Consider the following 19,478-nt stretch of genomic DNA (forward strand, 5'->3'; position numbering starts at 1 on the left):
GGAGCGTGCGCAGACTTGTGAAACGGTCAATAAGAGTAGTAAAAGTGTAGTTGCTATATAGACTCTCGTCATCCCGTCCTTTTGAATCCTGATGAATCATGCTGCGATACGGCTCTGGCGTCTTTGCCCCGGAGGCTTTGTCCGCGCATTCAAACGGTTTTTTCAAAGCGCAAGCCTGCATTTCTGTGCAGGGCTTGTGCTTTTTTGTTTGCCCGCATGGTTTGCAGCAGGAGTCAGGGACGGAGGAAAAAACATGAGTGAGAACCGTACACGGTTCCGGCTGGACCAGCGCCGCGCACCGATCTACGAGGCTCTGGAGCAGTTCCGACAGATGCGGGTGGTCCCCTTCGATGTGCCGGGCCACAAGCGCGGCCGGGGCAACCCGGAGTTGACGGCCTTTCTGGGCCAGCAGTGCGTGGGCGTGGACGTCAACAGCATGAAACCGCTGGACAATCTCTGCCACCCGGTATCGGTCATCCGGGAGGCAGAGGAGCTGGCCGCCGACGCCTTCGGCGCAGCACACGCTTTTCTGATGGTGGGCGGCACCACCAGCTCGGTGCAGAGCATGGTGCTGACGGTCTGCAAGCGGGGCGACGAGATCATTCTCCCCCGCAATGTCCACCGCAGTGTGCTGAACGCACTGGTGCTCTGCGGCGCAGTGCCGGTCTATGTCAATCCCGAAGTGGACAAGCGCCTCGGCATCTCGCTGGGCATGAAGCGGGAGCAGGTGGCAAAAGCCATCAAGGAACACCCCAACGCCGTGGCCGTGTTGGTGAACAACCCCACCTATTACGGCATCTGCTCTGATTTGCGTGCCATCGTCAAGATGGCCCACGACGCCGGGATGCTCTGCCTCGCCGACGAGGCCCACGGCACCCACTTCTACTTCGGCGGCGGCAGTCTGCCCGTCTCCGCCATGGCGGCAGGCGCAGACATGGCGTCCGTCTCCATGCATAAGAGCGGCGGCAGCTTAACGCAGTCGAGCCTGCTGCTCATCGGCCCCAACGTCCACCCCGGCTATGTGCGCCAGATCATCAACCTGACCCAGACGACCTCCGGCAGCTACCTGCTCATGTCCAGCCTCGACATCTCCCGGCGGAACCTCGCGCTGCGGGGCCGGCAGGTGTTCCATCAGGTGGCTGACATGGCCGAGTATGCCCGCGAAGAGATCAACGCCGTGGGCGGCTACTACGCCTTCGGCAAGGAGCTGTGCAACGGCAACTCGGTCTTCGACTTCGACACCACAAAGCTCAGCGTCCACACGCTGGACATCGGCCTCGCCGGCATCGAGGTCTACGACATCCTGCGGGATGAGTATGACATCCAGATCGAGTTCGGCGACATCGGCAACATCCTCGCCTACCTCTCCATCGGCGACCGCCCGCAGGAGATTGAGCGTCTGGTGAGCGCACTGGCCGAGATAAAGCGCCGCTACCACACCGACGGCACCGGCCTGCTGAGCCAGGAATACATCGACCCCGTCGTTGCCGCCAGCCCGCAGGAGGCGTTCTACGCCCCCAAAAAGAGCCTGCCCCTCCGGGAGACCGAGGGCATGGTGTGCAGCGAGTTCGTCATGTGCTACCCGCCGGGCATCCCCATCCTCGCCCCCGGCGAGCGCATCACTAAAGAGATACTGAACTATATCGAGTACGCCAAGGCCAAAGGCTGTAGCATGACCGGCCCGGAAGACCCGGACATCCTGCACCTGAATGTTCTGGCATAAGGAGAAGCAGATGGAGTTTTGGTTTTCGGAATTTCACACCCCGGACGTCAAGCACAGCATCCGGGTGAACAAGCAGCTCTACTCCAAGCAGAGCGACTATCAGCGCATCGACATTTTTGAGACGCCTGAGTTTGGCCGGGTGCTGACGCTGGACGGCAACGTGATGCTCACCGAGCGGGACGAGTTCATCTACGACGAGATGATCGTCCACGTTCCCATGGCCGTCCACAAGGAGGCAAAAGACATCCTCGTCATCGGTGCAGGCGACGGCGGTGTGGTGCGGGAGCTGACCCGCTACGACCGGGTCGAGCGCATCGACCTTGTGGAGATGGACCCCCAGGTCGTGGAGGCCTGCCGCGCCTATCTGCCCGGCAACGCCTGCCGGATGGACGACCGCCGGGTCCACATCTACTTCGAGAACGCTCTGAAATACATCCGCCGCTGCGAGGAGGAATATGACCTCATCATCGTGGACTCCTCCGACCCCTTCGGCCCCTCCGAGGGCCTGTTCACCCGGGAGTTCTACGGCAGCTGCTTCAACGCCCTGAAAGAGGACGGCATCATGGTCAACCAGCAGGGCAGTCCCTTCTACACCGAGGACGCCAGCGCCATGCAGCGCAGCCACAAGCGCATCGCGTCCACCTTCCCCGTCAGCCGGGTGTATCAGGCACACATCCCGACCTTCGCCGCCGGCTACTGGCTCTTCGGCTTTGCCAGCAAGAAGTACCACCCCATCGACGACCTGGACGCCGACGCATGGAAGGCGCTCAATCTGCGCACCCGCTACTATACCACCCGGCTCCACGTCGGAGCTTTCTATCTGCCGGCATTCCTCGAGGAGATGCTGCGCGAAGTGGAGGAACCCAAATGATCTCACCCAATGTTGAAACCTTTATCGGCTGCGACAGCAGCTACCGCGCCGCCGACATCGTGCTTTACGGCGCACCTTTCGACTCCACCACCAGCTACCGCCCCGGCGCACGGTTCGGCCCGTCGGCCATCCGGCACGAGAGCTTTGGCCTCGAGACTTACAGCCCCTACCAGAACGCCGATTTGACCGACTTCGACATCTTCGACAGCGGCGACCTCGAGCTCTGCTTCGGCTCCAGCGAAGCCGCCCTTGCCGACATCGAGGCCCGGGCGGCAGAGATCCTGCACGACGGCAAGCTTCCGCTCCTGCTGGGCGGTGAGCATCTGGTGACGCTGGGTGCGGTGCGGGCCGTGGCGGAGAAATACCCCGGCCTCCACATCATCCACTTCGACGCCCACGCCGACCTGCGGAACGACTACCTCGGTGCAAAGCTGAGCCACGCCTGTGTGCTGCGCCGCTGCCACGAGATCGTGGGCGACGGCCGCATCCACCAGTTCTGCATCCGCAGCGGCGAGCGGGCCGAGTTCGAGTTTGCGGCCCAGCATACCGAGATGCACAAGTTCGACTTCACCGGCCTTGCCGAGCTCACCGAACAGCTCTGCGCCACCAAAGAGCCGGTCTACCTCACCATCGACCTCGACTGCCTCGACCCCTCCTGCTTCCCCGGCACCGGCACTCCCGAGGCCGGCGGCGTGAGCTTTTTGCAGCTGCTGGACGCCATCCGCACCGTGTCCAAAGCCAACATCGTGGGCGCTGACCTCAATGAGCTGGCCCCCATGCTGGACATCTCCGGCGTCTCTACGGCCACGGCCTGCAAGGTGCTGCGGGAGCTGCTGATCGCCCTCGACAAGGGCTGGCCCGGGTTTCAGGTCTAACAAAAAATAATTTGATATAAAGGAGAAACCATCATGAGCAAAGTTCTGATCATCGGCTGCGGCGGCGTGGCCTCCGTCGCCATCCACAAGTGCTGCCAGGTCCCCGAAGTGTTCACCGACATCTGCATCGCCAGCCGCACCAAGTCCAAGTGCGACAAGCTGGCCGCAGAGCTTGCCCCCAAGACCACCACCAACATCACTACTGCACAGGTGGATGCCGACCATGTGGACGAGGTCATCGCCCTCATCAAGAGCTATCAGCCCGACCTCGTGATGAACATCGCCCTGCCCTATCAGGATCTGACCATCATGGACGCCTGCCTCGCCTGCGGGGTCAACTACATGGACACCGCCAACTACGAGCCGGAGAACACCGACGACCCCGCGTGGCGTGCCATCTATGAGAAGCGCTGCAAGGAGGCAGGCTTCTCCGCCTACTTCGACTACAGCTGGCAGTGGGCCTACGCCAAAAAGTTTGAGGAAGCCGGCCTCACCGCCCTGCTGGGCAGCGGCTTCGACCCGGGCGTGACTCAGGCTTACTGCGCCTACGCCAAGAAGCACGAGTTCGACACCATCGACACCATCGACATCCTCGACTGCAACGGCGGCGACCACGGCTATGCTTTCGCCACCAACTTCAACCCCGAGATCAACCTCCGCGAAGTCTCCGCCCCCGGCAGCTACTGGGAGAACGGCCATTGGGTCGAGATCCCGGCCATGAGCATCAAGCGGGAGTACGATTTCGACAAGGTGGGCCAGAAGGATATGTACCTGCTCCACCACGAGGAGATCGAGTCTCTGGCAAAGAACATCCCGGAGGCAAAGCGCATCCGCTTCTTCATGACCTTCGGCCAGAGCTATCTCGACCATATGCGCTGCCTCGAGGACGTGGGGATGCTCTCCACCACCCCCATCAACTTCAACGGGCAGGAGATCGTCCCCATCCAGTTCCTGAAAGCCCTCCTGCCTGATCCCGCCAGCCTCGGCCCCCGCACCAAGGGCAAGACCAACATCGGCTGCATCTTCACGGGCAAAAAGGACGGCAAGGAAAAGACCTACTACATTTACAATGTCTGTGACCACCAGGAGTGCTACAAGGAAGTCGGCTCTCAGGCCATCAGCTATACCACCGGCGTTCCGGCCATGTGCGGCGCACTGATGCTGCTGACCGGCAAGTGGACCACCAAGGGCGTCCACACCGTGGAAGAGTTCGACCCGGACCCGTATCTGGACGCACTGGACAAGTACGGTCTGCCCCGCTCTGAGAGCCACAGCCCGGCTCTGGTGGACTGATGCGGCTGGTCGATACGCGCCCGCCCTTCGCGGGGCTGGCAAACCTCTCGGAGGGCGCACTCGCTTCCCTGCCCACCCCCTGCTATCTGCTGGACGAAGCCCAGCTGCGCCGCAACGGCGAAATTCTGCTGGGGGTCCAGCAGCGGACAGGCTGCAAGATCCTGCTGGCGCAGAAAGCTTTCTCCAACTTTGACCTCTACCCGCTTCTCGCACCCTGCCTCGCAGGCACTGAGGCCAGCGGCCTCTACGAGAGCCGTCTGGGCAAGGAAGAGCTGCCCGAGAAGGAGAACCACGTCTTCTGCGCCGCCTACCGGGTGGACGAGTTCAACGAGCTTCTGGATTACGCCGACCACATCGTGTTCAACTCCCCGGCCCAGCTGGCAAAGTTCGGCCCTGCGGCCAAGGCGGCGGGCAAGAGCGTCGGTCTGCGCATCAACCCGGAGCGCTCCACGCAGGAAGGCCATGCCATCTATGACCCCTGCGCCCCGGGCAGCCGTCTCGGCACCACCCGCGCCCAGTGGGACGCGGCTCTGGCAAAACAGCCGGGCCTCGCCGCCCTGCTGGACGGCCTGCACTTCCACACCCTCTGTGAGCAGGACGCCGACGCTCTGGCCGTGACGCTGGACGCTGTGGAAGAGAAATTCGGCGACCTGCTGCCGGGGCTGAAATGGCTCAATTTTGGCGGCGGACACCACATCACCCGCCCGGGCTATGACCTTGCCACGCTGGAAGCCTGCATCGCCCGGATGCAGGAGAAGTACGGCGTACAGGTCTACCTGGAGCCGGGCGAGGCGTGGGCGCTGAACGCGGGCTATCTCGTCACCACAGTGCTGGACACTCTGCAGAACGGTGACACCAGCCTCGCCATCCTCGATATGTCTGCGGCCTGCCACACCCCGGACGTCATCGAGATGCCCTACCGCCCTCCCCTGCTGGATGCGGGCGAGCCGGGCGAAAAGCCCTGCACCATCCGCCTCGGCGGGCCGACCTGCCTCGCGGGCGATGTCGTGGGAGACTACAGCTTCGACGCCCCGCCTGCCGAGGGAGACCGGCTCATCTTCGGTGATATGGCCATCTACACCACCTGCAAGAACAACACCTTCAACGGAATGCCCCTGCCGCCCATCTGGGCGCTGGCTGAGGACGGCACCTGCCGGGAGCTGGTACGCTTCGGCTACAACGACTTCAAAATGCGGCTGGGTCACCGCGCATAAAACGAAAGCCATCGGCTGTCTGGGCCGATGGCTTTTTGTTTACTTGAGTTTCTTTTTGGCTTCGTACTCCCGCAGGGCGGTCAGCGCCTCGCCCGCCAGCGGGTAGAGGGCCAGCATATTGAATATGGTCATCAGGCCGATGCCCACATCGCCGAGGTCCCACACCACGGTGTAGGCCTGCATACCGCCGACGACCAGCATCACCAGCGCCAGCACCTTGTAGGCCGTCTGCCAGAACCAGCTGTCGCCGAAGAGATAGGCCACGTTGCAGCGGGCGTAGTAGAGGATGCCGATAAAAGTAGAGAAGCTGAACAGTGCCAGCGTCACTGCGATAAAGACGACGCCGAAACTGCCCAGATGGTACTGCATCGCCGCCTGCAAAAGGTTCATACCCTGCAGGCCGCTCGTCACGCTCTCGGGAGCCAGCAGCATCACGAAGGCCGTGCAGCTGCAGATGACGATGGTGTCGATGAGGACGCCCAGCGCCTGCACGAGGCCCATCTTCACGGGGTCATCGCACTCAGCAGCAGCAGCGGCGCAGGGGGCCGAACCGGAACCGGCCTCGTTGGAGAAAAGGCCCCGCTTGATGCCGTTCATCACCACAGCGCCAAAGCCGCCGCCCACGGCCTGACGCAGGCCCAGCGCCTCCGAGAAAATGCGGACGAAGACACCGGGCAGCTGGGGCAGATGGGTGAGGATGATCCAGAGGGTCATGACGAAGTAGCAGCCCGCCATGATGGGGACCATGACGTCGAGGCTCTTGACGGTGGCCTCCTTCCGCAGGACGATGACCGCCGCAAGCGCCGTCAGCACCAGCGTCGTGACCAGCGGCGGGATGGAGAACGCATTCTGGAACGCCTCGCTCACCGAGTTGCTGACCACCTGACTGATGCCGCACCAGCAGATGAGGCCCGACACGGCGAACAGGCAGGCCGCCACCGAGCAGCGGAGCTTCCTGCCCCGTTTGCGCTCCGCGAGGGTGTGGAGATAGTAGGCCGGGCCGCCCCGCCAGCCGCCGTAAAGGTGGTCGGGCTGCTTGTATTTCTGGGCCAGCGTGGACTCCACAAAGGAGGTAGATGCGCCCAGCAGAGCCGTCACCCACATCCAGAACACCGCGCCTGCACCGCCCACAGACACCGCCGCCACGACGCCTACCAGATTGCCCATGCCCACCCGGGTGGCCGTGGACACCACCAGCGTCTGGAAGGACGAGAGGCCGCTGCCCTTGTCGTTCTTCTCGCAGACCGCCGCCAGCATATCCCGGAACAGCCGCACCGGCAGAAGCCTCGTGCGCAGGGTGAAGAACACCCCCGCCGTCAGCAGCAGGATGACCATAAACGAAAGACTGAGGGTCACGTTTCCCAGATGCAGGGTGAGCAGGTCGCCCCACAACAGGCGGTAGACGCCCTCGATGAGTTGAATGAGCACAGCATTTCCTCCCAGTGCTTAGATTTGGCCGTTTTTGCACAAAAACAGGCCGCCGTCCTTTATTATAGACGATTCGGCCTGTTTTGTAAATCAGGAAAGTGAAGTTCAGGAGAAAAAAGCAACAGCGACGACCGCCGCCAGTGGCGGAAACAGGGAGGAGCTATTGGGGCCGCGGCCAGCAGGATGCGAGCGGCAGCGAAGCAGACGCTGGGAGCCGCAACCCGGGCTCCTTATCAGGACAAGATCATTCTGTCATTTGCAAACTCACCGCCGCTGGCGATCTGGAACTTTGCCAGCAGGTCGGAGACCTGCAGGTTCTTCTTCTCATCGCCGGAGACGTCGTAGATGATGTGACCCTCGTGCATCATGATAAGGCGGTTGCCGTACTTGATGGCGTCCTTCATGTTGTGAGTGATCATCATGGTGGTCAGGTGGTTCTCCTCAACGATCTTCGCCGAGAGGGTCAGCACCTTGAGGGCGGTCTTGGGGTCGAGGGCGGCGGTGTGCTCGTCCAGCAGCAGGAGCTTGGGCTTGTTCATGGTGGCCATCAGGAGGGTCAGCGCCTGACGCTGGCCGCCGGACAGCAGGCCCACACGGGCGGTCAGACGGTTCTCGAGGCCCAGATCAAGGCTCTTGAGCAGTTCACGGTACTGCTCCCGCTCCGCCCTGGTGATGCCGATGCGGAGCGTACGGGGCTTGCCGCGGCGGGCGGCAAGGGCGAGGTTCTCTTCGATCTGCATGGTGGCGGCAGTGCCGGTCATGGGGTCCTGAAAGACGCGGCCAATGTAGGCGGCGCGCTGATGCTCGCTCAGACGGGTGACGTCCACGCCGTCGATGATGATCTTGCCGCAGTCCACGGGCCAGACGCCGGCGACGGCGTTCAGCATGGTAGATTTGCCTGCGCCGTTGCCGCCGATGACGGTGACGAAGTCGCCCTCATTCAGCTTCAGGTTCAGGCCGTTCAGGGCCGTCTTCTCGTTGACGGTGCCTGCGTTGAAGGTCTTGGAAACATTTTGTATCTCAAGCATTGTTTGCGCCCTCCTTGTTTGCCTTTTTGGCCGCAGGCTTTGCGAAATATTTGCCCTTCCAGTACGGCACGGCGAGGAAGACAGCCACGACAGATGCGCTCAGCAGCTTTAACAGGTTTGCGTCAAAGCCGAGGGTCAGCACCAGCTGGATGACGATGTAGTAGATGATGGCACCCAGAGAGACAGACACCATCTTGAGGGCGAAGTTGTGGAAGATGCGGCCAAACACAGCCTCGCCGATGATGACAGCTGCCAGACCGATAACGATCGCGCCGCGGCCCATGCCGACATCCGCAAAGCCCTGATACTGGCTCAGCAGAGCGCCGGACAGCGCCACCAGAGCGTTGGAGACGGCCAGACCCAGCACGATGTTGAAGTTGGTGTTGATGCCCTGTGCGCGGGACATGGCGGGGTTGGAGCCGGTGGCGCGGATGGCGCAGCCCAGCTCGGTGCCGAAGAACCAGTACAGCACGGCGATGACCACAGCCGACACCAGAATGACCATGATGATGGGGTTGTGGAGCGCGAACTCCTTGACCCAGCGCAGGGAGATGAGCAGGTCATACTTGTCCACGTTGATGGACTGGTTGGCCTTGCCCATGATCTTCAGGTTGATGGAATAGAGGGCCAGCTGAGTCAGGATGCCGGACAGGATGGCCGGGATGCCCATAAAGGTGTGGAGCAGGCCGGTGACAAGGCCGGTGGCGAGGCCCGCCAGCACGGCAGCCAGCAGGGACACCCAGATGTTCTGGCCCGAAAGCAGGCACATGACGCAGACTGCGCCGCCGGTGCCGAAGGAGCCGTCCACGGTCAGGTCCGCCACATCAAGGATGCGGTAGGTGAGATAAACGCCGATGGCCATAATGCCCCAGATGAGGCCCTGTGCGCACGCACCCGGCAGAGCACCGGGCAGGTTCGCCAGTCTTGCAAGCATTTCCAAAATGATTCCTCCTAAATTACACTTTTTTATAGACCCGTTTGATACGGGAAAGCGGAGAAGAGCGAGAAAACCGCTCTTCTCCGCTGTTTTTTTAGTGGTTAAACCTCTCAGTCTCGCTGCCGCTCGACAGCTCCCCTAGTAGGGGAGCCTCTGGCGAAGAGATGAGGCTTTCCGCTATGCCAAGGCCTCCCCTCGATAGGGGAGGTGGCACACCGTCAGGTGTGACGGAGAGGTTATCCCTTATCAGCCCTCGATGGCCTCATAGCCTTCGGGAACGGTCAGGCCCAGGTCGTCACAGATGGTCTTGTTGTACTTCTTGGTCACATCGGTGTACTCAATGGGCATATCAGAGACATTGGACTCGCCCTTCAGGATCTTGACAGCCATCTCGCCGGTGGTGTAGCCCAGGTCGTAGTAGCTGATAGACAGGGTGGCCACGCCGCAGCCGGCGCAGATGCCCTCCTCACCGGCGAAGACGGGCTTCTTGGCCGGGCGGCAGATGCCGTCCACGATGCCGGTGTTGGCAGCGACGGTGTTGTCGGTGGGGACATACAGAGCGTCGTTCTCGTCAGCGGCCTTCTGGCAGACGGAAGACAGGTCGTTGGAGTCGGAGAAAGCGTACTGGGTCGCGGTGACGCCCTTGGCCTCCAGATACTTCTGGACCTCGTCCACCTGATATTGGCTGTTGGCCTCAGCGGAGCAGTACAGCAGGCCGACCTTCTTGGCGTCGGGCATCCACTCCACGATCATATCGGCCTGCTGGTCCAGCGGAGCCAAATCAGAGGTGCCGGAGATGTTGCCGCCGACGGTGCCGGAGAAGTCGGTCAGGCCCAGAGCCACGCCGTACTCGGTGACGGAAGTACCCAGAACGGGGATCTCGTTGGTGGCAGACTGTGCAGCCTGCAGAGCGGGGGTAGCGTTTGCCATGATGAGGTCAACGCCGGAGGAAACGAAGCCGTTGGCGATGGTGGCGCAGGTAGCGGAGTCACCCTGTGCGTTCTGGAAGTCGAACTTCACGTTGTCGCCGAACTCTGCGGTCAGAGCGTCCTCAAAGCCCTGTGTTGCAGCGTCCAGAGCGGCGTGCTGCACCAGCTGGCAGATGCCGATGGTGTAGGTGTCGCCGGAAGCGGCAGCGGAGCCGGCTGCGGCAGAAGATGCCACAGAAGAAGCAGCCGTGGAGGATGCAGAAGAGCCGCCGCAGGCGGTCAGGGCAGCAGCAGCGCCGCAGACAGCGGCAGCAGCCAGAAACGAACGACGAGTGATTTTACGCATAATGATTACTCCCTCATTTTTCCATATACGCGGCAACAGGACGCCGCGCCGAAAAGCATTTGAATGTCCAGCAGAGAGCCTCTGCTTTACACTCGTGAAGTATATCACGATTTCCGTCCGATGGCAACGCCGTTTCGGTTCTAATTATCTATTAAAATGAATATATCTATCACTTTTTTCGATAGGTGTTTCTTCTCTGCTGATAGTCCGTCAGTTTTTGCAGCTCTGCGCCCAGCCAGACGAGGTTTTCTTCCAGCTGAGGGAGGTACTCTTTCTCATAGTCAAACTTAAAATAGAGTGCCTGCCAGAGCTTCGCCTGCATTCGGCGGCGCAGGGGCGGCTCGAGGGCGGCATCCAGCGGCTCCACCACGTCTTCCAGGTCCATGCAGGTCTGCGCCCAGCGGACGTCGGTCTTTTCCCGGGCAGGGACGTCGTAGCGGGCCAGATAGTCCTCCACTTTGGCTTCGATGACACGCCCTCCGCAGCCGGTGGGCTGCAAAAAATAGCTCACCTCCCCTTCCCTGCTGATCTCCTGCGCCAGCGGGTAGAGGGCGCAGACCAGCGGTTCGGCGTCGTGGATGGCGCAGTGGTTCTCGGTGAGGAAAGGGCAGTTGTTCCGCTCCTCCTTCACGGGGGCCAGCCGCAGCACCGGCAGATGGCTCACCTGCCCGATAGACGCGCGGCAGAAGGCCCGGGCCACGGTCTGGGGCGGCAGGCGCAGCCGACCCGCGATTCGCCAGAGGTCGAAGCCCGACAGCACGATGTCCTCCCGCCCCCGGCAGCAGCCGCCGCAGCCTGCGCAGGCAAACGAGAACGCCTCGTCCCGCGTCAGCAGCGGTGTCGTGCGGGCAAAATCCACCCGTCCGCAGAGGTCGAGCTGTGAATCCTTGAGCATATAAGTTTCTCCTGTATACTGTAGTAGATCATGTGGCCAAGTGACCATTTAATAATATAGTTACGTTATATTTTGCCAGTTGGCCAGTTTGGCCAAGTGACTCCCATTGGCCAAGTGAGTCACTTGGTCAGCATCGCCCATTTGGCCACCTTGGCCAAGCGACTTTTTTGCCGATGCATCGTCGATAATTTGTCACTTGGCCAGATAATATGCGGGTCTCAGAGAGGGAGGAAAACCTCTCCGTCAGCGCTGAAGCGCTGACACCTCCCCTATCGAGGGGAGGCCTTGGCATTCCGCAAAGCTTTTCCTCTTCGCCAGAGGCTCCCCTACCAGGGGAGCTGTCTGCGAAGCAGACTGAGAGGTTGTACGAAGGACAGCCTTCCCGAAAGCCTCTCCCTCACTCAAACCTCTTCGCCGGTATCACGATAGCCCCGAACAGCGAGGCGATATACACCACCAGCACCGCGACCCACACCTGCCAGCCGGTGGTACGCTCAACGAAAACTGCCCCCGCCGTGCAGGGTGGCACCAGCACCAGCGACGCCATCGACCAGACCCGGAACGCCCGCAGGACGTGCTTCCAGTTTCGGTTGTTGTAATAGATGCCCGGGATGTGGATGTGGAACGCACCCTGTGCAAAGTTGCAGATGCGGTTCTCGTCGTAGTAGCGGGGCAGGGTCTCGGTCATCCAGAACATGGCATATGCCCCGTAGACGACGCCGAAAACCACACCGATGATGAGCAGAGCCAGCGCTCCCTCGATGTCGGCCAATCCCGCCGCCCAGACGGCCAGCGCTTCTGCGACGCCCAGCACGCAGCAGATGACATACACCGGCAGATACTTCTTCGTCCGCGCCTGACGGCGCTCCGGCGGCTCTGCCGAAAAGGTCAGCGCCTTGCGGATGAGGTCTTCGGTCTCCTCGCGGGTGAAGCGCTGTTCCTCCTCTACCCGGCGTCCCTGCAGAAGCTCGGCCACCGTCACGTTCAGCTGCTCGGCCAGCGGCACCAACAGCGAGATGTCCGGCACACTCAGTCCCCGTTCCCACTTGCTGACGGCCTTGTCGGACACGTACAGCGTCGCGGCAAGCTCCTTCTGGGTCATCCCCTTTTCTCTGCGCAGCTGTGCCAGAAAATGGCCGAATGCGGCCTTGTCCAGTTCGTACATACGTTTTGCCTCCTGTCAGACGTTCTTCGTCCGTTTCTGGCTTTATTGTACCGGTCCGCACCCTCCCGCGCAACCGACGCGCAGTAGAATCAGCGCTCTTTCGTTTCTTTGTGTGAAATCCCTAGTATTTCACTGGTAATATTATTGTACCACGTTTCGGCGTGGACTCAATCCTTGTCCCCTGTAGGTTTATTCTGCCTCTTCATCCAGCGGTAGAGCAGGACGCAGACGATGCTGGAGAACAGCGAGCCGCAGGCCGGGGCAAGACCCATCGGCACGAGGGTCTGGGGGAAGAACCGGCAGGCCAGCCATGCGCCCGGCACACGCACCAGCAGGATGGAGAGGGTGTTGTGCAGAAACGACAGCCCCGACCTGCCCCAGGCGCAGAAATAGCCGCTGAAGCTGAACTGGATGCCCGCGAACAGGCAGTCGAAGATGTAGCTGCGGATGTAGGCCGCACCGGCCCTTCACCACCGCCTCGTCGGAGGTGAAGGGCCGCACCATACTGGGGGCGATGAACTGCATCAGAAGGGCCATCACCGCACCGAAGCCCACGCCGATGGCGATGGCGTACCGGAGGATGTCGTCCGTCCGGTCGTACTTGCCCGCGCCGATGTTCTGGGCGCCCAACGCCGACACGGTGGAGAGCATGGAGCTGGGGACGAGGAAGAGGAAGCTGATAATCTTTTCCACGATGCCCACCGCCGCCGCGTCGGTAAGGCCGCGCTGATTCGCCATGATGGTGATGAGCATGAAGGACACCTGAATAAAGCCGTCCTGCGCCGCCACCGGCAGGCCGATGGAAAGGATGTCTTTCATCGTGGCCTTCCGGGGGCAAAAGTCGCTTTTTGACAGTCTGATGCTCTTGCGCTTCAAAATGACGCAGAGGGCCAGCAAAACGCTCACGGCCTGCGAGAGCGTCGTGCCAAGTGCTGCGCCTGCCGGGCCGAGGCGGAGCGCCCCCATGAAGAAGAAGTCCAGCCCGATGTTCACCACGCAGGCCGCGGCGATGAAGTACATGGGGCTTTGGGAGTCGCCCATCCCCCGGAAAATCGACGCCAGTACGTTATAGGCTGTGATGCAGGGGATGCCGATGAAGCAGATGGTGAGGTAGGCCGTCGTACCGGTCACGGCCTCCTCCGGGGTGGAGATGAGCCGGACGATGGGGTCCACGAGGCCCACCAGCGCCGCCGCCAGCACTACAGAGCCCACCATAAAGAGGGTGACGGTGTTGCCGATGACCTTCGCGGCCTGCTGTTTGTCGCCTGCACCCACGGACCGGCCGATGCAGACGGTGGTACCCATCGCCACGCCCACCAATATCACAGTGATCATATGCATCACCTGACTGCCGATGGAGACAGCGGTGGTGCTTGCCACCCCCTCGAACCGGCCGATGATGAAGAGGTCTGCCATGCCGTAGAGGGTCTGCAAAAAGTACGAGAGCAGATAGGGCAGCGAGAAGGTGAAGATGTTTTTCAGCACGCTGCCGCTGGTGAGGTCTTTTTCCATGTATTCCGTTCTGCCTGCCCTCTCCCCTCCCCGCGCATCAGAATTTGCGCCGGAACTGCAGGCAGGCTTCCTTTCCATGCTTTATAATAAAGCACTTCATTGTTGTAAAGTCAAGGGGCAGAAAAAGCGCCGCACAGTTTCCCGTGCGGCGCTTCGCCGTTCTATATCGATCATCCGAAAGGCCGAGCAACCCGATAAAATAGCCTTTCATGCCCCGGCAGAGGGCCTGCTCGATCAGGCCCGCCCGCCGGAAGGGATCAAGTTCAGGACTCGAAGACCTTCCTGACCGCCGGGCTTGCCTCGATGATGCGGACCAGCAGAACGCCCAGCACGGTGCAGCTGATGAGCTCACCGATGCCCACGGAGATACCGTTGGTGACGCAGGCCAGCCAGAGGGGTGCGCTGGAAGAGGGGTCCGGGAACATCACCGCGATCTCGATACCGATGATGACGGCATTGAAGACCACCGGGGGCAGCGAGGCCGCAAGGGCCAGACCCTTGAAGCGGATGTTCCGCAGCTTGTAGGTCACGAGGCAGGCCAGCAGGGTGGCCAGAGTGCCGAAGATGACGTCCACGATGGTGGAGCCCAGCAGGTTTGCCAGGAAGCAGCCCAGCACCACGCCGAAAATGTACTCGGCACCAAACACGGGCAGCAGGCAGAGCGCCTCGGCCACACGCACCTGCACCGCGCCGTAAGAGAACGGCTGCAGTGCCATGCAGAGCACGACGTAAAGGGCTGCGACCATGCCGCAGCGGGCCAGTTTACGGACGGAAAGGTTCTGATTTTTCATAGTATAACTCCAGCGGTTTGATTTTGACCGCGCGGGGACCGCCAGCCCCCGTGGGTTTGGCCCGGCATGGTTCGAGACACGCCGGGGAGCCTAAAATCCTAAGTTGCTCTTTAAGGAGCCGTACCCGCAGGCACAGCGTGAAGAATTATACCATAGTTTGGGCCGGAATGCAACGGCGATACGAAAAAAGACTGCCGCACAGCAGCAGTCTTTCCGTGATATGCTCAGTCCCGGGGCTTGCCCACATAGACCAGCGCAAGGGTGTCGGGGCCGGTGTTGGCCGAGACGACGCCGCCCAGATTGAAGGTAGCGAGCGGAGCCTTGCCGAAGGCTTTGCGGCAGGCTTTTTCCAGCTCAGCGGCCTGGGGGATGGAGGTGTGGCCGATCATATAATCGAAGTCCTCCACGCCCTCGGTGCGCTTTTTGCACAGGTCGATCATGGCGGGGATGACCTTGTCATCGCCGCGCACCTTGCTCTCCACCCTGGTCTTGCCGTCGATGAGGGTGATGATGGGACGAATGCCCATCAGCTCGCCCATGACCGCGGCGGCGGCAGAGATGCGGCCGCTCTTCTTCATCTGCTTGAGGCTGTAGGGTCCGAGGATGACCTCCATCTTGTTCATCTGGGTCTCAAACTCGCTGATGACGTGGCGGAGCTCCGCGCCGTTCTGCAGTTTGCGGGCCATCTCGCACAGATACCAGCCGAACACCATCGAGTAGGTGTGGGGGTCGAGCAGATGGATGTTCAGGTGATGTTCCGGGCGCTCCTCCCGCAGCATCCCCTGCGCCATGACGGCGTTGTTGTAGGTGGAAGAGCCGGAGCGGTTGATGGGGACATGGATGACATCGGTGTAGCCCTCATCCACATACTGGCAGTATTTCTCACAGAACTGGATGGGGGTGATGGCAGCCGTGGAGGGGATGCCTTTGGCTGCGCGCATCTTGTCGTAGAACTCCTCGGGGGTGTACTTTTCACGCTCCACGATGTCTTCGTCGTCCAGCAGGATGTGGAAGCCCATAATGTCGATGCCGTATTTCTCGGCCAGCTCCTGCGGGATGTCGCAGGAGGAGTCGGTCAAAATCGCGATTTTGCTCATAGTGTTCCTCATTTCCATTCGTAGTCTCGCAGGTGGCCGTGGTCCAGCAGCTCCGGGAAGTCCCACTGGCGCAGTACCTCGTATACGCCCACGGCGACGCTGTTGGACAGGTTCAGGCTGCGGCAGGTGTCCCGCATGGGCATCCGGATGCAGTGCTCCTGATTGGCTGCCAGCAGCGCTTCCGGCAGACCGGCATCTTCCCGCCCGAACACAAGGTAAGCCCCGTCCGGGTAGGCGATGTCGGTGTAGCGCTGGGGCGCTTTGGTCGTAAAGTAGTAGAAAGGCCCATCGTTCTTCGAGAAGAAGTCATCCAGACTGTCGTAGTAGCTGATGTCCAGATAGTGCCAGTAATCCAGCCCGGCGTGCTTGAGCTTCTTATCGTCGATGGCAAAGCCCATCGGCCCCACCAGATGGAGGCGGCAGGCCGTGCAGGCACAGGTGCGGGCCACGTTGCCGGTGTTCTGAGGGATGCGCGGCTCCACCAGAACGATATTCAGGGTCGGTTTTTCACTCATCGCTGTTTACTCCTCCCGCATCGGACACAGGCGGGGCAGCAGCGGCTCGAACCAGACGCCGAAGCGGGTGTCCTGGTCGCAGGGCGTTTTCTGGATGGCCAGCGCCACGAACTCTGCCGCGTTGTCTGCCGCCGCGCTCAGGGCGTTGCCCTGGATGAGCGAGCCGATGAGCACCGCACCGTAGAGGTCGCCCGTGCCGGGGAAGCTGCGGGCAATATGCAGCTTCTTGACCACGAAGCGGTCGCGGCCTGCACCGGCGCAGGCGATGTACTTATCCAGCTGCAGGCCGGTGACCACCACGTTGGGGGTCACCGACGCCGCCAACTCATCGGCCAGCGCCCGGGCGCTTTCCTCGTCCAGCTGGGCAGGCAGCTCTTTTTCCAGCAGCAGACCGGCCTCGGTGGCGTTGGGCAGGATGAGGTCGGCCCGGCGGCAGAGCTGCCGCATCCGGTCGATGAAGGCCGGGGTCACGGTAGAGTAAGCCTTGCCGTTGTCGCCCATCACGGGGTCTACCACCTTATAGGCCGAGGGCCAGAGGTCAAAGGCCTTTTCGGCCAGCGCGGCCTGCTCCTCGCCTCCGAGGTAGCCGGTGTAAATGCAGTCAAAGCTCAGCCCCAGCTCCCGGTAATGTTCCAGTGCGGCCTCGCCGTAGGCGCAGCCGTCCAGACGGGCCGGTGTCCCGAAGCCGCCGGTGTGGGTGGAGAGCACCACCGTGGGCAGCGCCACCGGCTGGATGCCCATGACGCTGAGCACCGGCAGGATGACCGCCAGACTGCAGCGTCCCACACCGGAAAGGTCATGGATGCAGAGAACTTTTTTCGGTTCCGTTATCTTCAGCAAAAAAGAAACCTCCTTCGCAGAATATGCCTTTTCCCATAAACCAAGCCAGCCCATAACCGGCCCAGTTTATCAGCATATCATACAGTATACCACATTTTCCTGCACAAAAAAAGCGTATAGTGAATCCTTTGGCGGAAATACTATCCTCGCAGCCCAAAAATTTTGATTCGAAGGGAGTGCCTCCTATGAAAAATGAACGCACAAGCTCCACCGCCCCGCTCCTGATCGGCATGGCCGCCGGTGCCGCACTGGGTGCCGCCGGCGTCATGGCCACCAACACGAGCCAGCGCCAGATGCGCCGCACCGCCCGCAAGATCGCCAAGGGTGCCGAGCACGCCGTGAGCCAGCTGGACAAGATGGTGGGCGACTTCGTGGAGCACAAGATGGAGGGCTGACGGCCCCCGCATCGCGCAGAAAGGCCGGGACAGAGGGTTCTCCCCTGCCCCGGCCTTTTGTTGCAGCAAAAAAGCCAGCAGAACTGGACAAATCCGAACTTGTCGGGGCACGGCCCCTCCATCTTGCTTGCTGGCACTGCGTACCATAAAACTCCCGTTTCAATCTTCACGAGTGATTTTTCTTGGAAGAAGCCCCGCCGAAGAACATCTGCCCGGCATGATACAAGCGAAAGAATGTATGAAAAAGAAGAAGCACATCTCAGAAGAGCAGCATTATCTCTGTGAAATCGGTCTGGAAAAGATGCCATATGGATCTTCCTGACTCTTCAAATCCTATACGGAGGAAAGCCACACACACATCGCAATTACGACCTATTGACTTTTCTCATGAATAAAATCGTTCAGAAAACTGCCGCATTATCTTTCCCCCACATGGACGTTAGCCGTATGGGATATGGATACTGCAACATTATATATGGTCAAATACGACAGAAGTCATTGATTTTCTTTGTTTATCTGTGATACCATTCGTTACGAGACCAACGGCGTTGCTCTCTTCGCTTATGGTTGAGACTCCGGCACTCAAAGAAACTTTCCGAAAAACACAACGAGGTGACCATTTTTGAAACGTCGAACTTTTCTTGTCTGCTCCGCTGCACTTTTTTGCGGTGCGTTTCTGGCAGGGGGCTGCACTCCAAAAACTTCTCTGCCTGTCCTTCAGCAAATCGAATACTCCAATTTGGCAGATTCGGATACACAGGATCTTCTTTCCAAACTTTTGCAGGATGCCGGCGTATCCGATCTGCGGATACAGACCTTCTTTGATCATGTGCAAAAGTTCAACAATGCTGTGGACCCGGCATGGCTCACCACAGGGTTTGAAAACGCCAAGCCTTTGGATCTGAAATACGATCCTTACTCCATGCAGGACGCATGGACGGAAAAATATAATACCTTCCCCGGCTGGAACTGTCGGATCACTGCTTGTGGGCTGTTCGGTGATTTCATCACTGTCACGGGCACGGCAGACCTTGACTCAGCCGAGGACACCCTGTTTATGGACTATGAAACACTGGATTCTGACCCGGAATCCCTTTGCGGCGACGAACGGCAAAAGTTTGATGCGCTGTTCGCCCCGGTTAAAACCACTAATACGACCGATGTTCCTACCCATTTGAAAACGATTCAGCAGGAATGGAAGAAACGCGGTCTCTCCTTCGTAGAAGATGATAAGATCCGTCTCGTCTCCGTGGTCCTGCACGATCAGTTCTCTGAAACGGACAATTCTCTTATGATCGGTCATGTCGGCGTTATGCTTCCCACATCGGATGCGGTATATTTCGTCGAAAAGGTCGCTTTTCAGGAGCCGTATCGCTTGTTGAAGTTCAAAAATCGAACCGAGTTGAGCGATTATCTGATGCTGAAATACGACAACTCGTGGGGACAGGACACCGCCCACACCTTTATTATGGAAAATTCAGACCTGATGGACGGCTGGCGCATTCTTGACGAACAGGAAAACGCAAGCTGAAAATATCCATGCAAAGTTCCTGCTCTGCCATGATGGATTCATCCGTTGGGTCGTAGACTTGTTGGCTGTGAATCGCATTTTTTATCGGCATGG

The 19,478-nt window shown here is 60.3% G+C and carries 19 protein-coding genes and 1 riboswitch; of the genes, 8 read left to right on the forward strand and 11 right to left on the reverse strand.

Going from position 1 to position 19,478, the window contains the following annotated elements:
* Positions 1–253 precede the first annotated feature (253 nt).
* From J3349_RS09320 to J3349_RS09340, 5 genes are read left to right on the forward strand one after another with little or no spacing between them, the layout of a single operon-like run.
* A complete protein-coding gene (locus J3349_RS09320; RefSeq protein ID WP_158396919.1) occupies positions 254–1,723 on the forward strand; it encodes an aminotransferase class V-fold PLP-dependent enzyme in 1,470 nt (489 codons plus the stop codon).
* A gap of 10 nt (positions 1,724–1,733) precedes the next feature.
* Positions 1,734–2,594: a polyamine aminopropyltransferase gene (gene speE, locus J3349_RS09325; protein ID WP_149794273.1), complete on the forward strand. Its 861-nt coding sequence runs from the start codon at positions 1,734–1,736 to the stop codon at positions 2,592–2,594.
* A complete protein-coding gene (gene speB, locus J3349_RS09330; protein WP_207677219.1) occupies positions 2,591–3,469 on the forward strand; it encodes an agmatinase in 879 nt (292 codons plus the stop codon). The genes speE and speB overlap by 4 nt, the downstream gene beginning before the upstream one ends.
* A 33-nt stretch (positions 3,470–3,502) precedes the next feature.
* Positions 3,503–4,762, forward strand: coding sequence for a saccharopine dehydrogenase family protein (locus tag J3349_RS09335; RefSeq protein WP_158387517.1), 1,260 nt, complete (start codon positions 3,503–3,505; stop codon positions 4,760–4,762).
* Entirely contained in the window at positions 4,762–5,976 is a 1,215-nt protein-coding gene (locus J3349_RS09340; protein WP_207677220.1) for a carboxynorspermidine decarboxylase, read from the forward strand. The genes J3349_RS09335 and J3349_RS09340 overlap by 1 nt, the downstream gene beginning before the upstream one ends.
* A gap of 39 nt (positions 5,977–6,015) precedes the next feature.
* Here J3349_RS09340 and J3349_RS09345 read toward each other — a convergent pair whose 3' ends face one another.
* The 7 genes from J3349_RS09345 to J3349_RS09375 form a co-directional block, all read right to left on the reverse strand.
* Positions 6,016–7,404 (reverse strand): alanine/glycine:cation symporter family protein, encoded by a 1,389-nt coding sequence (locus J3349_RS09345; protein WP_207677221.1) that lies wholly within the window; start codon positions 7,402–7,404, stop codon positions 6,016–6,018.
* A 233-nt stretch (positions 7,405–7,637) separates the two neighbouring features.
* A complete protein-coding gene (locus tag J3349_RS09350; protein ID WP_207677222.1) occupies positions 7,638–8,432 on the reverse strand; it encodes an ABC transporter ATP-binding protein in 795 nt (264 codons plus the stop codon).
* Positions 8,425–9,366, reverse strand: a complete 942-nt coding sequence (locus J3349_RS09355) for an ABC transporter permease (protein WP_174235911.1) — start codon at positions 9,364–9,366, stop codon at positions 8,425–8,427. Before J3349_RS09355 ends, J3349_RS09350 begins: the two co-directional genes overlap by 8 nt.
* 249 nt (positions 9,367–9,615) lie before the next feature.
* The gene (locus J3349_RS09360) at positions 9,616–10,644 is read right to left on the reverse strand and encodes an ABC transporter substrate-binding protein (RefSeq protein ID WP_158403599.1); all 1,029 of its coding nucleotides are present in this window, start codon (positions 10,642–10,644) and stop codon (positions 9,616–9,618) included.
* A gap of 169 nt (positions 10,645–10,813) precedes the next feature.
* The gene (locus tag J3349_RS09365) at positions 10,814–11,539 is read right to left on the reverse strand and encodes a YkgJ family cysteine cluster protein (protein WP_207677223.1); all 726 of its coding nucleotides are present in this window, start codon (positions 11,537–11,539) and stop codon (positions 10,814–10,816) included.
* A gap of 397 nt (positions 11,540–11,936) precedes the next feature.
* Positions 11,937–12,704: a helix-turn-helix transcriptional regulator gene (locus J3349_RS09370; protein WP_207677224.1), complete on the reverse strand. Its 768-nt coding sequence runs from the start codon at positions 12,702–12,704 to the stop codon at positions 11,937–11,939.
* A 189-nt stretch (positions 12,705–12,893) separates the two neighbouring features.
* Complete coding sequence (locus J3349_RS09375; RefSeq protein ID WP_347564997.1) at positions 12,894–14,216, reverse strand: MATE family efflux transporter; 1,323 nt, start codon at positions 14,214–14,216, stop codon at positions 12,894–12,896.
* On the opposite strand from J3349_RS09375, the gene J3349_RS09380 reads away from it, so the two are divergent.
* A complete protein-coding gene (locus J3349_RS09380; protein WP_207677225.1) occupies positions 14,215–14,502 on the forward strand; it encodes a hypothetical protein in 288 nt (95 codons plus the stop codon). The two genes, J3349_RS09375 and J3349_RS09380, sit on opposite strands and share 2 nt — an antisense overlap.
* Here J3349_RS09380 and J3349_RS09385 read toward each other — a convergent pair.
* The 4 genes from J3349_RS09385 to J3349_RS09400 form a co-directional block, all read right to left on the reverse strand.
* Complete coding sequence (locus J3349_RS09385; RefSeq protein WP_015564872.1) at positions 14,480–15,007, reverse strand: QueT transporter family protein; 528 nt, start codon at positions 15,005–15,007, stop codon at positions 14,480–14,482. The two genes, J3349_RS09380 and J3349_RS09385, sit on opposite strands and share 23 nt — an antisense overlap.
* A gap of 7 nt (positions 15,008–15,014) precedes the next feature.
* A riboswitch (PreQ1-III riboswitch) is annotated at positions 15,015–15,116 on the reverse strand.
* 115 nt (positions 15,117–15,231) lie between these two features.
* The gene (locus tag J3349_RS09390; protein WP_207677226.1) at positions 15,232–16,122 is read right to left on the reverse strand and encodes a DegV family protein; all 891 of its coding nucleotides are present in this window, start codon (positions 16,120–16,122) and stop codon (positions 15,232–15,234) included.
* Entirely contained in the window at positions 16,113–16,619 is a 507-nt protein-coding gene (locus J3349_RS09395) for a tRNA (cytidine(34)-2'-O)-methyltransferase (RefSeq protein WP_207677227.1), read from the reverse strand. Before J3349_RS09395 ends, J3349_RS09390 begins: the two co-directional genes overlap by 10 nt.
* A gap of 6 nt (positions 16,620–16,625) precedes the next feature.
* Positions 16,626–17,459 carry a pyridoxamine kinase gene (locus tag J3349_RS09400; RefSeq protein ID WP_242699596.1) on the reverse strand — a complete coding sequence of 278 codons (834 nt, stop codon included), beginning with the start codon at positions 17,457–17,459 and terminating at the stop codon, positions 16,626–16,628.
* 185 nt (positions 17,460–17,644) lie between these two features.
* Here J3349_RS09400 and J3349_RS09405 point away from each other — a divergent pair, with 185 nt between their 5' ends.
* Both J3349_RS09405 and J3349_RS09410 read left to right on the forward strand, forming a co-directional pair.
* Positions 17,645–17,854, forward strand: a complete 210-nt coding sequence (locus J3349_RS09405) for a hypothetical protein (protein WP_158401247.1) — start codon at positions 17,645–17,647, stop codon at positions 17,852–17,854.
* A 622-nt stretch (positions 17,855–18,476) separates the two neighbouring features.
* Positions 18,477–19,385, forward strand: a complete 909-nt coding sequence (locus J3349_RS09410) for a DUF4300 family protein (protein ID WP_242699597.1) — start codon at positions 18,477–18,479, stop codon at positions 19,383–19,385.
* Positions 19,386–19,478 lie beyond the last annotated feature (93 nt).

This window comes from Faecalibacterium sp. Marseille-P9590 (genome assembly GCF_017377665.1).
In the GTDB taxonomy this organism is placed as follows: Bacteria; Bacillota; Clostridia; order Oscillospirales; family Ruminococcaceae; genus Faecalibacterium.

Excerpts from the sequence above, each read along its gene's own strand:
- J3349_RS09320 (WP_158396919.1), top strand. The coding sequence starts at position 254 with ATGAGTGAGAACCGTACACGGTTCCGGCTGGACCAGCGCCGCGCACCG.
- speE (WP_149794273.1), top strand. The coding sequence starts at position 1,734 with ATGGAGTTTTGGTTTTCGGAATTTCACACCCCGGACGTCAAGCACAGC.
- speB (WP_207677219.1), top strand. The coding sequence starts at position 2,591 with ATGATCTCACCCAATGTTGAAACCTTTATCGGCTGCGACAGCAGCTAC.
- J3349_RS09335 (WP_158387517.1), top strand. The coding sequence starts at position 3,503 with ATGAGCAAAGTTCTGATCATCGGCTGCGGCGGCGTGGCCTCCGTCGCC.
- J3349_RS09340 (WP_207677220.1), top strand. The coding sequence starts at position 4,762 with ATGCGGCTGGTCGATACGCGCCCGCCCTTCGCGGGGCTGGCAAACCTC.
- J3349_RS09350 (WP_207677222.1), bottom strand. The coding sequence starts at position 8,432 with ATGCTTGAGATACAAAATGTTTCCAAGACCTTCAACGCAGGCACCGTC.
- J3349_RS09355 (WP_174235911.1), bottom strand. The coding sequence starts at position 9,366 with ATGCTTGCAAGACTGGCGAACCTGCCCGGTGCTCTGCCGGGTGCGTGC.
- J3349_RS09360 (WP_158403599.1), bottom strand. The coding sequence starts at position 10,644 with ATGCGTAAAATCACTCGTCGTTCGTTTCTGGCTGCTGCCGCTGTCTGC.
- J3349_RS09365 (WP_207677223.1), bottom strand. The coding sequence starts at position 11,539 with ATGCTCAAGGATTCACAGCTCGACCTCTGCGGACGGGTGGATTTTGCC.
- J3349_RS09370 (WP_207677224.1), bottom strand. The coding sequence starts at position 12,704 with ATGTACGAACTGGACAAGGCCGCATTCGGCCATTTTCTGGCACAGCTG.
- J3349_RS09380 (WP_207677225.1), top strand. The coding sequence starts at position 14,215 with ATGTATTCCGTTCTGCCTGCCCTCTCCCCTCCCCGCGCATCAGAATTT.
- J3349_RS09375 (WP_347564997.1), bottom strand. The coding sequence starts at position 14,216 with ATGGAAAAAGACCTCACCAGCGGCAGCGTGCTGAAAAACATCTTCACC.
- J3349_RS09385 (WP_015564872.1), bottom strand. The coding sequence starts at position 15,007 with ATGAAAAATCAGAACCTTTCCGTCCGTAAACTGGCCCGCTGCGGCATG.
- J3349_RS09390 (WP_207677226.1), bottom strand. The coding sequence starts at position 16,122 with ATGGAAATGAGGAACACTATGAGCAAAATCGCGATTTTGACCGACTCC.
- J3349_RS09395 (WP_207677227.1), bottom strand. The coding sequence starts at position 16,619 with ATGAGTGAAAAACCGACCCTGAATATCGTTCTGGTGGAGCCGCGCATC.
- J3349_RS09405 (WP_158401247.1), top strand. The coding sequence starts at position 17,645 with ATGAAAAATGAACGCACAAGCTCCACCGCCCCGCTCCTGATCGGCATG.